General features: G+C 47.0%; 14 protein-coding genes. 6 read left to right on the top strand and 8 right to left on the bottom strand.

Going from position 1 to position 16,191, the window contains the following annotated elements:
- Positions 1-10: 10 nt before the first annotated feature.
- From V1U08_RS00345 to V1U08_RS00330, 4 genes are all read left to right on the top strand, one after another.
- Positions 11-1,618 (top strand): carboxyl transferase domain-containing protein, encoded by a 1,608-nt coding sequence (locus V1U08_RS00345; protein ID WP_330469606.1) that lies wholly within the window; start codon positions 11-13, stop codon positions 1,616-1,618.
- Positions 1,619-1,725: 107 nt separating this feature from the next.
- Positions 1,726-2,508 carry an enoyl-CoA hydratase-related protein gene (locus tag V1U08_RS00340; protein ID WP_330469605.1) on the top strand — a complete coding sequence of 261 codons (783 nt, stop codon included), beginning with the start codon at positions 1,726-1,728 and terminating at the stop codon, positions 2,506-2,508.
- Positions 2,501-4,561: an acetyl/propionyl/methylcrotonyl-CoA carboxylase subunit alpha gene (locus tag V1U08_RS00335; protein WP_330469604.1), complete on the top strand. Its 2,061-nt coding sequence runs from the start codon at positions 2,501-2,503 to the stop codon at positions 4,559-4,561. The genes V1U08_RS00340 and V1U08_RS00335 overlap by 8 nt, the downstream gene beginning before the upstream one ends.
- On the top strand, positions 4,542-5,444 hold the full coding sequence (locus V1U08_RS00330; protein WP_330469603.1) for a hydroxymethylglutaryl-CoA lyase: 903 nt from the start codon (positions 4,542-4,544) through the stop codon (positions 5,442-5,444). Before V1U08_RS00335 ends, V1U08_RS00330 begins: the two co-directional genes overlap by 20 nt.
- Positions 5,445-5,552: 108 nt before the next feature.
- Here V1U08_RS00330 and V1U08_RS00325 read toward each other — a convergent pair whose 3' ends face one another.
- Complete coding sequence (locus tag V1U08_RS00325; protein WP_330469602.1) at positions 5,553-7,454, bottom strand: FUSC family protein; 1,902 nt, start codon at positions 7,452-7,454, stop codon at positions 5,553-5,555.
- A 15-nt stretch (positions 7,455-7,469) separates the two neighbouring features.
- Positions 7,470-7,892 carry a MarR family winged helix-turn-helix transcriptional regulator gene (locus tag V1U08_RS00320; protein ID WP_239947193.1) on the bottom strand — a complete coding sequence of 141 codons (423 nt, stop codon included), beginning with the start codon at positions 7,890-7,892 and terminating at the stop codon, positions 7,470-7,472.
- 399 nt (positions 7,893-8,291) lie between these two features.
- On the opposite strand from V1U08_RS00320, the gene V1U08_RS00315 reads away from it, so the two are divergent.
- Together V1U08_RS00315 and V1U08_RS00310 are read left to right on the top strand one after the other, a co-directional pair.
- Positions 8,292-9,269, top strand: coding sequence for a DUF1852 domain-containing protein (locus V1U08_RS00315; protein ID WP_330469601.1), 978 nt, complete (start codon positions 8,292-8,294; stop codon positions 9,267-9,269).
- Positions 9,270-9,297: 28 nt separating this feature from the next.
- The gene (locus V1U08_RS00310) at positions 9,298-10,326 is read left to right on the top strand and encodes a methionine synthase (protein WP_330469600.1); all 1,029 of its coding nucleotides are present in this window, start codon (positions 9,298-9,300) and stop codon (positions 10,324-10,326) included.
- A gap of 178 nt (positions 10,327-10,504) precedes the next feature.
- Here the strand turns inward: V1U08_RS00310 and V1U08_RS00305 are convergent, their stop codons facing one another.
- The 6 genes from V1U08_RS00305 to V1U08_RS00280 form a co-directional block, all read right to left on the bottom strand.
- Complete coding sequence (locus V1U08_RS00305; protein ID WP_330469599.1) at positions 10,505-11,182, bottom strand: hypothetical protein; 678 nt, start codon at positions 11,180-11,182, stop codon at positions 10,505-10,507.
- 582 nt (positions 11,183-11,764) lie between these two features.
- Positions 11,765-12,751 carry an N-acetyl-D-Glu racemase DgcA gene (gene dgcA, locus V1U08_RS00300; RefSeq protein ID WP_330469598.1) on the bottom strand — a complete coding sequence of 329 codons (987 nt, stop codon included), beginning with the start codon at positions 12,749-12,751 and terminating at the stop codon, positions 11,765-11,767.
- Entirely contained in the window at positions 12,744-13,766 is a 1,023-nt protein-coding gene (gene dgcN, locus V1U08_RS00295; protein ID WP_065298812.1) for an N-acetyltransferase DgcN, read from the bottom strand. The genes dgcA and dgcN overlap by 8 nt, the downstream gene beginning before the upstream one ends.
- Before the next feature lie 82 nt (positions 13,767-13,848).
- Positions 13,849-14,568 carry an ABC transporter permease gene (locus tag V1U08_RS00290; RefSeq protein ID WP_020333775.1) on the bottom strand — a complete coding sequence of 240 codons (720 nt, stop codon included), beginning with the start codon at positions 14,566-14,568 and terminating at the stop codon, positions 13,849-13,851.
- A 10-nt stretch (positions 14,569-14,578) separates the two neighbouring features.
- A complete protein-coding gene (locus V1U08_RS00285) occupies positions 14,579-15,295 on the bottom strand; it encodes an ABC transporter permease (protein WP_014233958.1) in 717 nt (238 codons plus the stop codon).
- Positions 15,296-15,357: 62 nt separating this feature from the next.
- On the bottom strand, positions 15,358-16,137 hold the full coding sequence (locus tag V1U08_RS00280) for an ABC transporter substrate-binding protein (protein WP_020333773.1): 780 nt from the start codon (positions 16,135-16,137) through the stop codon (positions 15,358-15,360).
- Positions 16,138-16,191: the final 54 nt, after the last annotated feature.

Below are 16,191 nucleotides of genomic sequence, written 5' to 3'. Positions count from 1 at the left end.
TCGGCTATTTATGGCTTGTTTGACGACCAATATTAATACCCACTCAGAGCAGTATCAGGAAAACTACCGCTCTATGGCGTCACTTGTGGATCAACTTTATACCGTGACCGCGCAAATAGAGGACGGTGGCGGCGAAAAAGCGCGAGAACATCAGCAGAAGAAAGGCAAGCTCCCTGCTCGAGAGCGCATTCTGGCCCTACTCGATCCAGGTTCGTCCTTTTTAGAAATCGGTCAGTTTGCTGGCTGGGATGTGTACCCTGATTACGTTCCATGCGCCGGAGTAGTTGCAGGTGTGGGTGTGATAGACGGCACAGAGTGCATGATCGTCGCTAACGACGTGACGGTAAAAGGCGGCAGTTACTATCCACTTACCGTTAAAAAGCACTTAAGAGCACAAGAAATTGCAGAAAAATGCCAACTTCCGTGTGTTTACTTAGTCGATTCTGGCGGCGCTAACCTGCCTCGCCAAGATGAAGTATTTCCAGACAAAGACCACTTCGGCCGTATTTTCTACAATCAAGCCCGTATGTCGGCCAAAGGCATCCCACAAATTGCTGTGGTGATGGGGCTGTGTACCGCTGGCGGTGCTTACGTTCCTGCCATGTGTGATGTTTCCATCATCGTAAAAGAGCAAGGTACGATCTTTTTAGCGGGTCCACCTCTTGTAAAAGCAGCGACTGGTGAAGAAGTAAGTGCTGAAGATCTGGGCGGTGCCGATGTTCACTGCCGTACGTCTGGCGTAGCCGACTATTATGCAGAAAACGATCACCATGCGTTAGAGCTCGCAAGACAGGCCGTTTCACAAATCAACCACTTAAAGCCGATTCAACTTAAGCAAAAAGCGCCACAAGAACCACGTTTCTCTGCGCAGGAGCTTTACGGCATCGTCGGTACCGATCTTAAAAAGCCGTTTGATGTGAAAGAGGTGATTGCACGAATTGTTGATGATTCACAATTTGATGAATTTAAAGCCTTGTTCGGTGAAACCTTAGTCTGCGGCTTTGCTCATATCCATGGTATGCCGATTGGGATCGTTGCTAACAACGGCATTCTATTTTCTGAGTCGGCACAAAAAGGCGCCCATTTTATTGAGCTGTGTGCACAGCGAAAAATTCCACTTCTCTTTTTGCAGAACATAACAGGCTTTATGGTCGGTCAAAAATACGAGGCAGAAGGCATCGCTAAGCATGGCGCAAAAATGGTGACCGCTGTGGCATGTGCGGACGTGCCTAAATTTACCGTTGTTATTGGTGGCTCGTATGGCGCAGGTAACTACGGTATGTGTGGCCGAGCTTATGATCCAACCATGATGTGGATGTGGCCAAATGCGCGTATTTCCGTCATGGGTGGTGAACAAGCGGCAGGCGTAATGGCACAAGTGACCCGTGATATTAAAACGCGTAAAGGTGAAAGCTGGAGCCCAGAGGAAGAGGAAGCGTTCAAGCGCCCAATTGCGGAGCAATATCAGACGCAAAGCCACGCTTATTACGCCAGTGCTCGTCTGTGGGACGACGGCATTATTGATCCCGCGAAAACCCGAGATGTTGTCGGCATTGCTCTGTCTGCTGCGCTTAATGCACCGATACCAGACAGCAAATTTGGCATCTTCCGTATGTAGTCGGATACAAAGCAAACCTTAACTCCTCGCTATCCATCAATGATGAATAAAGTGCTGATTAGCGAGCATTGGAATATCAGACTGAAATGTCAGACAAAGGAAGTCACATGACCGGACTACTGCTTGAAAAAGACAGCAATGGCGTTGCCTGGTTGAGCCTGAATCGGCCAGAAAAGCACAACGCATTTAATGACAAATTGATTGCCTCACTTATTGAGACACTAGAGCAACTCGAAATGGAAGATTCTCTCCGTGCACTGGTGTTAACTGCACAGGGAAAACACTTTTCTGCGGGGGCTGATCTTGGCTGGATGCAGTCAATGGCAACCAAAACCAAAAGTGAAAACCTGCAAGATGCACAGCAACTAGCAAAACTTTTGCATACGCTGGATACCTTCAGTAAACCAACAATTGCCATGGTACATGGCGCAGCATTTGGTGGTGCGCTTGGGCTGATTTGCTGCTGCGATATTGCCATTGGCACACCTGAGAGCCGCTTCTGTTTGAGTGAGGTGAAACTCGGGTTATTGCCCGCGACCATCGGACCTTACGTAATCCGAGCGATTGGACAACGACAAAGCCGACGCTATTTTTTAACCGCGGAACTGATTGATGCCGAGACTGCGCTTTCGATGAACATTCTTCATCTAATCGATCCCCAGCCAAAAGAGGCGGTCAATCGTATGGTTGATCACCTGATTAATAATGGTCCGCAAGCCATGCAGGCGGCAAAAGCACTTTGTTTACGTTGTGATAACCAACCTATCGACCACTCATTAATTGAATACACCAGCCAAGCGATTGCTGCTGCTCGTGTGTCCGCAGAAGGACAAGAAGGCCTGACTGCTTTTTTCGAAAAGCGTGCCGCTAATTGGAGGAATCATGTTTAAAAGAATACTGATTGCAAATCGCGGTGAAATCGCATGCCGAATCATTAAAACCGCAAAAAGCATGGCCATCGAAACCGTTGCCGTCTATTCCGAGGCCGATCGCAACAGCCTGCACGTCAAACATGCGGACTTTGCCGAATTTATTGGCCCCGCTCCGGCGAGTGAGTCATATCTGGACATTGATGCCATCATCGGTGCTGCAAAGAAATGGCAAGCCGATGCTATTCACCCTGGTTACGGCTTTCTGTCGGAGAACCCGAAACTGGCAAAAGCCTGCAGTGAAAATGGCATAGTATTTATTGGCCCTTCCACCAGCGCAATCGAGGCAATGGGTTCTAAATCTCAAGCCAAAGCAATCATGTCAGAGGCGAACGTACCATTGGTTCCCGGCTATCACGGCACAGACAACAGCGTAGAGCATTTATTAGCAGAAGCGGAAAAAATCGGTTACCCGGTAATGCTAAAAGCGACTCAAGGTGGTGGCGGTAAAGGCATGCGAGTGGTCAGCAGTGCTTCTGAAATGCCGTTAGCCATTGACGGTGCGCAACGCGAAGCACTTTCAAGCTTTGGCGACAAACAGCTTCTGATCGAAAAATGCATATTGCAGCCGCGGCACGTGGAAGTGCAGGTATTCGCCGATCAACATGGCAACTGCGTTTATCTTTCTGATCGCGATTGTTCCATTCAGCGTCGTCACCAAAAAGTCGTCGAAGAAGCGCCTGCTCCCGGTCTGAGTGATGAACTGCGTAAGCAAATGGGTGAAGCCGCTGTTCAGGCTGCTCAGGCGATCGACTACGTTGGCGCTGGTACGGTTGAATTCTTACTTGATAGCCGTGGTCAATTCTACTTCATGGAGATGAATACCCGTCTGCAAGTTGAACACCCAGTCACTGAACTGATTACTGGTGTTGACCTTGTTGAATGGCAGTTCAACGTTGCCGCTGGCGAGCGTTTACCTATCTCACAAAACGAAATCACACATAACGGTCACTCAATCGAGCTACGAATTTACGCCGAAGACGCCGAGAATGACTTTATGCCATCAACTGGCCGCATTGATTACTTGAAAGAACCCGTCTCAGACAGCAATGTTCGCTTGGCGTGTGTGCGTGTCGATAGTGGTGTCACACAAGGCGATGCCATTAGCGAGTACTACGATCCGATGATCAGTAAACTGATCGTCTGGGGTCAAACGCGCGACATTGCACTCAAACAGCTTAAACAGGCTTTAACTCAGTATCACGTGCGTGGCGTCACCACCAACATCGGTTATCTGCACAGCATTATTTCACAGCCAGCCTTTGCTGATGTTGAGCTTGATACTGGATTCTTGGTCCGACACCAGCAAGGCATTAACGAGCACCAAAACGTGTCTGATTCGATCTGGCTCACATTGGCCGCCATTGCGCGCTGGAACGATATCACCTCGACGTCTGGAGATTCATCATTACCGTCCCCTACTAAGCAAGGTTTTAGGCTGTCGGTTGAGAACGTGTATCGATTTAATTTCACGGATGCAACGGCTAACCATCAAGTACGCTTACACCATTTTGCTAAGGAGTCCGGTTTCCAGCATCCTGATCAATTTACGATTCAATGTGGTGATCAAGTACATCAGGTTTGCCTGCTTGAAAAAGATGGACAGTTCATCGTTGATATTGATGAGGTGCGTTACATCTTTAATGCACTCAACGACGAACAAAAAACGACGCTGTTTTATCTTGGTCAGCAACGTACATTTGCGCACCAACCAAGCTTTGAATCACCAAAAGGCAAAGAGGATGAGCTTAGCCCAACCGCGCCACTTAACGGCATAATCTCCGCTGTCATGGTTAATAAAGGCGACGAAGTGGCGGCTGGTAATCCATTGTTAGTTCTCGAAGCGATGAAGATGGAGTACACCATCACCGCTTCGGTAGCTGCCACTGTTGATGAGATTTTTTATCAGCATGGAGACCAAGTACAGCATGGTTCGATACTGCTGCATTTAGCTTCGGCATCAGAGAATGTCTGTGTCGATAAGGAGCGCGAGTATGCTACCAGCGAAGGTTAATATCGTCGAAGTTGGCGCTCGCGACGGCCTGCAAAATGAAACCGCAGTAACGTTGGTGGATAAAGTCCGCTTGATCGATCAATTGAGCCTCAGTGGCTTGAAACACATCGAAGCGGGTTCTTTCGTCTCGCCGAAATGGGTGCCACAAATGGCCGATTCTAATCAGGTATTTGCGGGAATAACTCAACAACCAGACGTAGTTTACAGTGCGCTCACCCCCAATTTAGCAGGATTAGAACGAGCACTAGAAAGTGGCGTAAAGCAAATTGCGGTATTTGGCTCCGCTTCTGAAGCGTTCAGCCAGAAGAACATCAACTGCAGTATTGCGGAAAGCCTCGCGCGGTTTGAACCTGTGATCGCTTTAGCACAGCAGCATAACATTCCTGTGCGTGGGTATTTATCCTGCACCATGGTTTGCCCCTACGAGGGCGAAATCAAACCAGAGCAAACCACCGCGGTAGCGAATACGCTGTTTGATATGGGGTGTTATGAAATTTCTCTGGGCGATACTGTCGGTAAAGCAACCCCAAATCGCGTTATTGCCATGCTTGATTCGCTGTTAACGCAACTACCAAAAGATGCGCTCGCAGTACATTTTCACGATACTTACGGGCAGGCATTGGCCAACATTTACCAAGCTTTATTAATGGGAATTAACACCGTTGATAGCGCCGTTGCAGGTTTGGGAGGCTGCCCTTACGCAAAAGGAGCGAGTGGCAATGTCGCCACAGAGGACGTGCTTTATCTGTGTGAGCAACTTGGTATTGAAACGGGCGTTGATCTTATCGCTGTCAATGAAGCAGGTTGGCAAATTTGCCGCGCATTAGGTAAACCACCAGCGTCAAAAGTGGCACTCGCACTTGGCGATCCGAGAAGCCTTTAACCGAGAAGCCTATCAAAGTGACTACGCAGTAACTCAGGGTAATCTGGCGATGGAAGCCAGCCAACCTGAGTTACTGCATCATAGTCAGCCTAATCATAAACCTACAAATTACCCTACCCAACGACTCCAAAGTGGCTGGGTTTGTGCCAACTCTTCCGCCGCACTTGAAGCCTGCGCACTGAGGAGTGGCGTTCGATGTTTCTCCATCTCAGCATAGCGATGTAATAGCGCTAACGTGTCTTGTGGTGACTGACGTAATGCCTGTTGCAGGCGCTTACACCAAACCTGATGCCGTGACTGATGATACCCTTCTGGCGACTCTGCTGCTTCTCGGCGCAAGTTTTCAACACACTGACCAAGCATCAGAAGCCCGAGCCCTGCGCGACCATGCTGCGGCCAGTCCAAACTGGTTTTTCGAGTCATACTCGTTAGCCTGACAACTCTGTGTTTCATACGCGCCTGCCAAAACGGGAAAGACGTGGTATCTGAAGCTAGAGAGGAAAGAGAACGCCACATCGCTTGCATGAGCACTTGTTGTCTGCGAAGCAAATTGGTCGGAAAGATAAGCTTAAATGCGAGTAATGCCAGTGTCGGTCCGGCGATGATTGCGACGCCTTTGATAGCCATTTCGCCTGCATCAGGGGTATAAGGCAAACTTGGTGACGAGAGCAACAAAAAGATCATCACATAATCCATCGATCCTGACATCACCTTAGGGTAAGCAAACGGAAGTGTGATGAGCAAAATAAACGGAACCATCATAACTAGCATTTGCCATTCCGAGTTCGCCAATGGCCACAACAACAATTGACAGATAGCAGTTGCAGCCACTGCCACCACTTGCCATAAGGTGATGTGTTTCATAATAAGTGCTGGACTCTCAAAAGTAGAGAACAGCGTCACCATTACAGATGTTCCGAGTAAAACGTATGCCCCAATCGGCGAGCCGGTAATAGCCCAACCTGAACCCGCAATAAGGATAAGCGCACTAGTGCGATACATAGCCTGCAAAGCACTTACCCAATCACGATGAAGTACAACGTGATAAGGCGATTGTGTGGTAGTCATTCGACCGTGTTGATTAAATGCGTGCCTACCAGATAACGCTTGTTTCAGTTCAGCCAGTCCGTGCGCAACATGAGGTGTGTTACAGGCTTGAATGGCATAAGTCAGGTTAGATACAACCTGCTCAAGAGGAGATTTCAGATCATGCGCATCAATGACTTTTTGTAAGTAATCCGACAGCTCATCATTGCGAAGAACAGGACGCTTTTCGGCCAGTATCGTTAAGAGAGAAACATGCGCAAACACCACAGCACGCATGGATTGGACGGCACGACGAGAACGAAGTGAGCCTGCGCTGTGTGGATCTAACGCTTCTTCAATTTGTGAAGCTTCCAATAGAAGTTGTTCAACTGACTGAGAAAGCGGCTCTTGTCGAACCTGTTGCTGCAACGCACGCAGTACGGATACCGTCAGAGTTCGAAGTCGCCAGATCAGCGCGTCCTCGTCACTTCGATGGGCAAACACAAGGCCGACCACAAGTGCCACAATGACACCAGTGAGAACTGTGAGAAGGCGGTCCGCGCCAAGCGTCCAGATACTTTGGTGGTTGACCTCACTTAAAAGCACAACCAGTGAAGCAGAATAGCCAGACAGTAAGGTACAGTAGCTAAACAAACCATGGATGACATTACCTGCGGCTGTACATAGACCAACCCATAATGCCAAGCCGATAACCAGCAAAAATAACTGGTCACCGCAAAGATGCATTAAAGCCAACCCAACTAGCGTACCAATCAGTGTACCTAGAATACGGAATAGCCCTTTCTCTATCAGCATTCCCCGCCCTGGCTGGGAGGCTGCCCAAACAGACATCGCCGCCCAGGATGGGTGATCTAACCCGAGTAACCATCCAATAAATAACGCCACACAAGACGCAACGGCCGTCCTAAACGCAAAACTAAGACGGCTGGTATCGAATCCCCAGTGTACTAATCTCTCCAGCATTCGGCCTCTCACTACTTAACTCTTAAAACGTGTGGTTAATTTATTCAATACGCCCAGCATGGTGTCTATCTCGTCATCAGAAATATCAGACAGCATATCTTCTTCAATTTCTTGCAAATGGCCACGTAACACCGAAACCTGCTGGCGACCCTCACCCGTTAAATAAATTCGTTTTGTCCGACGATCATGTTGGTCGGCTTGGCGAGTGATGAAACTTTTCTTTTCTAAGCTATCGAGAAGGCGAACCAATGATGAGCCTTCTATGCCAACAGAAGATGCCAACGCTTTTTGGCTGATACCATCACCAAACTCGTCTAAGTGCAAAAGCGGTGACCAACTCACATCGGTAAAACCTACCTGAGCTAGTCGTTGGTCGATGTGTCTTCGCCATAAACGGGAGGTAATCGAAAATTGAATACCGAATTTTAATCTGCTCATAATAACTTCAATTAATATAATTTGAATTCAAACTATTTGAAATGATAACAGCATTCTTGCAGAGATCAATCGCTCTGTCGTGATCGTCGCGCTTGGGACTTACGTGCTTTGATTAAGCAGATTTAACACCGAGAACAAGAAAATTATTGAGCCTCTCCCTCCTCTCTATGCCACACCATGAATATTTTTCATGTGCCACATTAAGTAAAAGCGTTTTGATTCATGTAGCACGAAGGGTATAAAAAACACTCTATCTATAACTCATAATAATATTGAATTTGAATCTCTACTCGATTTTTTGTCACTAACAACATACATAACGTCAGAAAAAATTTAAAAAGAACAGAGATAGCTAGGAATAAGTTCAGGTTTACCTCAGGTATAGGATGTCAGCTCAAAATGAATAAAGACTTTACATTTACGATTAATAGCATTTGCTTTGATGAAAATTATCAGCCTTCTGATAACACACGTATCACGACAAACTTTGCCAACTTGGCTAGAGGTGAGAGTCGTCAAGAGAACTTACGCAACACCTTAAAGATGATTAACAATCGATTTAACGCCTTAGCGAGCTGGGATAATCCCGCTGGCGATCGTTATTCAGTCGAACTGGAAATAATTTCTGTTGATCTGGATATTGAAGGCAGCGGTCAAACCTTCCCTTCAATTGAAATATTAAAAACGAACTTTGTTGATCATAAAACTAATGAGCGTATTGAAGGCATTGTTGGCAATAACTTTTCTTCTTATGTTCGTGATTATGATTTTAGCGTATTACTTTTGGATCATAACAAGAACCAAAATCAATTTAGCATTCCAGATAACTTTGGCGATTTGCATGGCAAGATATTCAAGAGCTTCGTAGATTCAGATACTTACAAGAAGAATTTCAAAAAAACGCCGGTTATCTGTTTGAGTGTTTCAGACAACAAAGTCTATCAACGTACAGAGAACCATCACCCTGTGCTGGGCTTTGAGTACCAACCTAATGAGTCTTCTTTGACTGAACAGTACTTCAAGAAAATGGGCTTACAGGTTCGCTATTTTATGCCACCAAATAGTGTCGCGCCTTTAGCTTTCTACTTTTTTGGTGATCTGCTCAATGATTACACCAATCTTGAGCTCATTAGTACGATCAGTACGATGGAGACCTTCCAGAAAATATACCGTCCTGAGATTTATAATGCTAATTCGACGGCAGGAAAGCGCTATCAGCCAAACTTAAATAATCTGGATCATTCATTAACTCAAATAGTTTATGACCGAGAAGAACGGAGCCAGTTAGCTATTCAACAGGGCAAGTTTACTGAAGAACATTTCATCAAACCATATAAAACAATTCTTAAGAATTGGTCAGTTAACTACGCTTTATAATCAACGAATATAGACAGCAGCCTTTATTATGAAAAAATTATTACCTACTTCGACGTCAGGCAGTTTACCTAAACCTTCTTGGCTCGCTCAACCTGAAACACTTTGGTCACCTTGGAAATTACAAGGAGAAGAACTAACGGCCGGTAAAGAAGATGCGTTACGTATTTCTTTACAAGAACAACAATTCGCAGATATTGATATTGTTAGCGATGGCGAACAAACGCGACAACACTTTGTAACGACGTTTATTGAGCATCTCAGTGGCGTTGATTTTGAGAATCGCAAAACGGTTAAAATTCGTGATCGCTATGATGCGAGTGTTCCAACCGTAGTGGGCCCTGTTTCTCGCCAAAAGCCAGTTTTTGTTGAAGATGCTAAGTTCTTGCGCCAGCAGACCGATAAACCCATCAAATGGGCATTGCCAGGTCCTATGACGATGATCGATACGCTGTACGATGATCATTATAAAAGTCGTGAAAAACTGGCTTGGGAATTTGCAAAAATACTCAACCAAGAAGCAAAAGAGCTCGAAGCTGCGGGTGTGGACATCATCCAATTTGACGAGCCTGCGTTTAATGTGTTCTTTGACGAAGTCAATGATTGGGGCATCGCAGCATTAGAAAGAGCCATTGAAGGCCTGAAATGTGAAACGGTTGTCCACATATGCTATGGCTATGGCATCAAAGCCAATACCGACTGGAAAAAAACGTTGGGCTCAGAGTGGCGTCAATACGAACAAGTTTTTCCAAAGCTGCAAAAATCTAATATCGATATCATCTCATTAGAATGTCACAACTCTCGAGTCCCTATCGAGTTGCTCGGGCTTCTTCGCGGTAAAAAAGTGATGGTTGGGGCAATTGATGTTGCAACCGATACGATTGAGACACCAGAGGAAGTCGCCGATACGTTGAGAAAAGCACTTGAGTTTGTTGATGCCGATAAGCTTTACCCTTGCACCAACTGCGGCATGGCACCGTTGCCTCGCCAAATAGCGAGAGGCAAACTTAATGCCCTAAGTGCCGGGGCAGACATCGTTAGAAGAGAACTATTGGCTTAACCGTTCTCAAACTAAAGCGAGGGTTACCGTGTTCGAACTGGATGGATTCTGAATCCATTGTCCAACTGGTAACCCTTCATCAAATGTGATTGTCTATCTTTGCCTTTAGAATTAGGCTTGGGCAAACAGATAGAAATCTGAGTAATCTAAGGTTTCGGCCTAATCTAACGGTCGATTATCAGCGAAAAATCGTTTGATACTCTCCCGTTTTCTTATTGATAACATGCTGTTCTCTCACTTGTTCGGTGCCCTTTTCATTAATATCATCGACCCAGTAACCGTCGTAACTATTAACACAAGTGACGAATTCACCGCTGTTCCACGAGTCGTATACTGACACGTTATCAACTCTCATGCCGTGCCCTTTAAGGATATCAGCGTATTTTGCCCCAAAGTCCAAACAAAACTGAATGCGTTCATCGATCATAGCCTGACGTTTAGCAGCTTGTTCTTGTTCTCTTTTCTCGCGCTCTAAATTTTGGCGTCTTTGCTCTTCTTGTGCCACTTGCTCGGTCAAGCTAGCCAGAACTGCAGTCTTGTTGTTGCCACTAAACCTGCGGTGTAGATAAATCTCTGAACTCTCGTCATACGCAATGGCGTAACCCGTATCAGTAGCTCCGACAACACTACAGGTCAGAACACCACCCTTAAAATCTTCAGCAACAACTGGCAACTGGTTTAGAACGAGCGATGACACTGACATTGATGGTTGGAACTCTTTATCTTGAGTGACGACTAGTCTACCGAGCTCTTCACACTTTTCTACGTGTACATCCGATAAAACAGGATTACTAGTAGATGTCGTAACACACCCTGCTAGGCTAATTAACACAGCCAAGGAGATAATTTTTTTCATATACAGTCTTTTACTCAGCGCTACTCGCACAAATATTGAAGCTCGAAGGTATTACATCAGTCTTTACTGTGGATGTATAGTTTGCTTTCCGTTTCATACACGGTTTTTAATCAAGTCAGCCAAAGCAATCGATTCCCCGAGACAAAGAACTAAAATGCGCTGTAAGTCAGCAGCATTGCTCTCTTTGCCGATGTAATTTTGCCTTCTTTACATAATCGTCGCCGTCATCTTATCAACATAGTTGCAACTTAGGGAGTGCTGAACGCCATTTTTTAGCTCTAACAACCAGTTAACTTATAAAAAGAACAACATCCTACCAAATGACATGCAACATTGCTTTCAATGCAACTCCTGCACTTACGATATCTCATCATCATTTGACCATTCGGAGCCAATACATTCGAAGTCAATAAATGGTTACAAGAAATTACCTGTCCCTCGGAGGCCTAAGCCAAGCGTCACTATGGCTAATTTATACGATCAGGAATTCGCACTCGCCAAAATAACAAAAAAGCCATGGTACTTGACCATGGCTTTGAACGAGATAAAAGTTAGACAGTAGATATACGTCAGGCTGCAGTCTTACCCCCATACACCTTCTGTCGGCTCGACTACGCTCTCGCGATAATTGAGCGCAGGTGTTCTGTCTTCTGATAACAAAAGTGGCCCATCAATATCGACCCATCGAGCTTGTTGAGCGAGAAGCAGTGCGGGAGCCATAGCAAGAGAAGTCCCAATCATGCAGCCGACCATCACTTCAAAGCCCATCTCCTGCGCATCTTTAAGCAAAGCCAATGCTTCTGTCATGCCACCGGTTTTGTCCAGTTTAATATTCACCGCCTGATAGCGTCCTTTCAGAGCAGCTAGCGAGGAACGATCAACACAAGATTCATCCGCGGTAATGGGCAACAACGGCGTGATCGTTTCCAGTAAGTGCTCTTCTTCGGACGACAACGGCTGTTCAACCATTTCGACACCGAGTTCAGCGAGAACTGGCAAGTACTCACACAGCTGTGCAAAACTCCAACCAGTGTTGGCGTCAATCACCAAACGGGTATTAGGCGCTGCCTCACGTACCGCACGGACACGTTCTAAGTCACCGTCGCGACCGAGTTTTAGCTTCAGAATTGGGCGATGTTTTTGCGCTTCAGCCGCTTTACCCATTTTTTCAGCACTATCGAGTGATAAAGTGAATACCGTTGTTACTGGCTGAGGTGCGTCACTAAACCCCGCCATTTGCCATGCTGGTTGCTGTTTTAGCTTGGCTTCCAATTCAAATAAAGCACAGTCAACGGCATTACGTGGCGCAGCAGATGGTAACAACTCACCGAGTCCTTCACGGCTGATACCCGACTCTACTGCTTGAACAACAGATTCAATATCCGCCAAGACATCGTAAGGGTAATCGGGCTCGAAGACATTCATCCGTTCGCACTCGCCACGCCCTACGAGTCCATCTTGTTCAATCTCAACCACCACTACTTCACCATGCAGCATTGGATCCATGCGTGAAATAACAAATGGCTCATGCAGTGGCCACCTTTCAACGCGCACACTCATCTTACGCATAGCAAACCTCTTCGATGCCATCGACAATTTTCGCCACGCCTGTACGGACAGGGTCGACCACAGGTACACCAAATTGTTTCTCAATACGTGCAATTTCAGCGAGTGCCTCTTCTTCACTCAAATTCACCGTGTTCAGCGCGATACCACCCAGACGAATATTCGGGTTCGTCACGCGGCCCATCGTAAGGTTAATGTCGATTACCGTTTGTAGATCAGGCACGCTGTAACCTTCCATTTCATCCATTTGTGTGCGACCAGCCTCGTGACAAACGATGATCACATCCGCTTGAGCACCATGTAACAAGCCCAAGCTTACACCCGCATAAGCTGGATGCAGAAGTGAGCCCTGCCCTTCGATAATGTCCCAATGTTCTGGTGCGTTATCTGGAGAGAGCGTTTCAACCATGCCAGAAATGAAGTCGGAAACCACGGCATCCACGGGCACACCGCTACCTTCAATAAGAATACCGGTTTGGCCAGTGGCGCGGAACGTTGCCGGAATACCGCGTTTTTCCATCTCTCGATGAATCGCTAGCGTGGTAAACATTTTTCCAACACAGCAATCAGTACCAACGCTCAACAGACGTTTACCAGTGCGCGGAAGGCCTGTGCCACATACCATTGGCCCTTGAGGCACGCGAACATCCAGAAGTTTTTGACCCGTACGTTCAGCCGCTGCAACCAGTTCAGGGATGTCGTTTAGGCGCATGTGTAAACCACTTGCGACGTCCATTCCCGACTCCATCGCTTCAATTAAGATGTCAATCCAAGCCAGTGGCAACGTGCCACCTACGGGTGCTAGGCCAAGAATAAAAGTTTTCGCGCCGCACGCAGCCGCTTCGCGCGGTGACATTTCCGCGATACCAAGGTCTGCTTTTGCGCCCGGAAGTCGATATTGCGCCAGACACTTTTCTGGTCGCCAGTGAGCCACACCTTTAGCTACTTTCGCCATTAGAAGATCATTTGCATCGCCCAGAAACACCAAATAAGGCGTTTTCAATTCAATCTTGTTCATTGTGTTGATCCTTTTTTAAAGTCAAACGAGCCCACAAGAGTCTTTGCTCCTGTTGCCATCAGGTTGTGGTAGGGTTGAAAAATCAGGTCGTAGCGACAGTCGCTGGCTGTGTGCCCGGCGTTCGCTGGATCTGATGACGATAGAGATAACGTTCTGCCTGACGCCAGGCCATTACAAATACAGTTGCAATCACCAAATACATCGCTGCCGCCAGAAAGTACGTCGAGATATCAAAAGTCTGAGAAAATGCGCGTCGAGTTTGTCCCATCAAGTCCATAACGGTAATCACACTCGCGACTGCGCCGCCTTTGAGCATTAAAATACATTCATTCCCAAGGGCAGGAAAAGCAATACGATACGCAAGCGGCATGACGATGTGTCTGTACAACAAGCTATTATTCATGCCCATTGATTTGGCCGCTTCTATCTCACCTGCATCTACAGACTGAATTGCACCGCGTAATATCTCGGTCTGATAAGCCAGTGAATTGAGGGTGAACACCAATAGCGCACAGTTAACTGGATCGCGGAAGAAACCCCACATTCCCATTTCCATTAGCCAAGGGCGAAACTGACCGGAGCCGTAATAGAGTAAAAACAGCTGAGCAATCAGTGGCGTTCCACGAAAGAAAGAGATAAAGAGCTGTGCTGGCCAGCGATAGATGCGCGCCCGCTGAATACGCAATAGTGACATAGGCAATGCCAGCAAAGCCGCTATCGACACCGAAATAAAGGTGATTTTCAGCGTCATCCATGCCCCATCGAGTAACATCGGAGCGACCTTAGCAATAAAATCCGTCATAGCTTTCTCCTTAGCGACTCACTCGAATACCACGTTTTGAGTGTTGCTCCATTGCTGCCAATAATCTTTCGCAGCACAAGCACACAGCCCAATAGGCTAAACAAACCGTCAGGTAGAACAAAAATGGCTTTTTGGTGGCACCTACAGCGATGTTCGCCGCACGCATCAAGTCATCGAGTGCAATAACCGACACCAAAGCGGTGTCCTTTAATAAGTTGATCCACAAGTTACCTAACCCCGGCAGAGCCAAACGCAGCAGTTGCGGGCGCTCGATCAGCCAGAATATTTGAAGTCTGGACAACGCGAGTGCGTATCCGGCCTCACGCTGACCTTTATCCATCGCTTTCCAGGCACCACGCAGCACCTCTGCCGCGTAGCCGCTAAAGACCAGACCAAGTGCAATCACACCTGCACCAAACGGATTCAGTTCGAAAAAACCGTTGCTAGGGTCAATCCATTTCAGCGTTTTGTTAATCAGCAGACCGACGCCATGGTAGATAATAAACAGAGTCAGCAGCTCCGGAAGCCCTCGCAGTACCGTGGTATAAACATTGGCAAACCAGCGGTGGCTCTTGTTAGTACTTATCGACAGTGCGGCCACGCCCGTGCCCAAAAATAATCCCACAGGCAAAGCACACAGAGCTAACCCCAGAGTCACCACTAAGCCTTTAAGCAGCTCGTCTCCCCAGCCAGTGTCACCCAGACTCAGATACATCAGATAATCCATCGCGTCGCTCTCTTTTTGATTTACTACTTAGTGGCGACATAGGCCGCCACATTTGATCTGACTTATTTCAGAGTCAGTAAGTTAATCGAGAAAAACTCGTCGTTGATTTTCTGATAAGTACCATTTTTGATGATGCTCGCTAACGCCTGATCTAAACGTTGGCGAAGCTCCTGATCTTCTTTACGAAATGCGATACCCACGCCATCACCCACATATTGTCGGTCCATGATCAGGTTGCCGACTTTCTCACAACAAGCACCATCTTCAGAGCTTAGCCAGTCCGTCATTGGCATGATGTCGCCCGCCTGAGCGTCAATACGACCACTAACCAAGTCGAGGTTTACTGCATCCTGTGTCGGGTATAAACGCACTTCAGAATCTGGGTATTTCGCTAACAGGTACTCAGCCTGTGTCGTCGAGCCTTGCGCACCAATGATCATGCCTTTCATCGCCTCTGGGGACACATCTTTAATACCTGACTGTTTATCGACAACAAACGTCATCGCAGATGCCTGATATGGAGCGCTGAACGCCACTTGTTGTTTACGCTCATCGGTAATGAACATGGAAGCCAGAATCATGTCGTATTTACCCGCCAAAAGCGCCGGAATAATACCGTCCCAATCCTGAGCGACGAACTCACATTCGACTTTCATCTCGCTGCAGAGTGCTTTACCGATTTCGATATCGAAACCAGCTAGCTGGCCGTCTGCGGTGTAGTAGTTAAACGGAGGATACGCACCCTCTGTACCAATTTTGATTGTTTCTGCGTTAACGCCCGCTGAAGCAGCGACGGCCACGGAGGTAGCAAGCAAAGCACCTAAAAATTTTCCTTTTGACATCATGGATTCCCTTCTACTTTTGTTATCGTTTCATTCCAGATTCTCGCTCGCTAA

The sequence above is a fragment of the Vibrio sp. YYF0003 genome, from assembly GCF_036350715.1.
In the GTDB taxonomy this organism is placed as follows: Bacteria; Pseudomonadota; Gammaproteobacteria; order Enterobacterales; family Vibrionaceae; genus Vibrio; species Vibrio natriegens.
The sequence above is the reverse complement of the archived record's forward strand: the minus strand, read 5'-3'. Positions and strand labels throughout refer to the sequence as shown.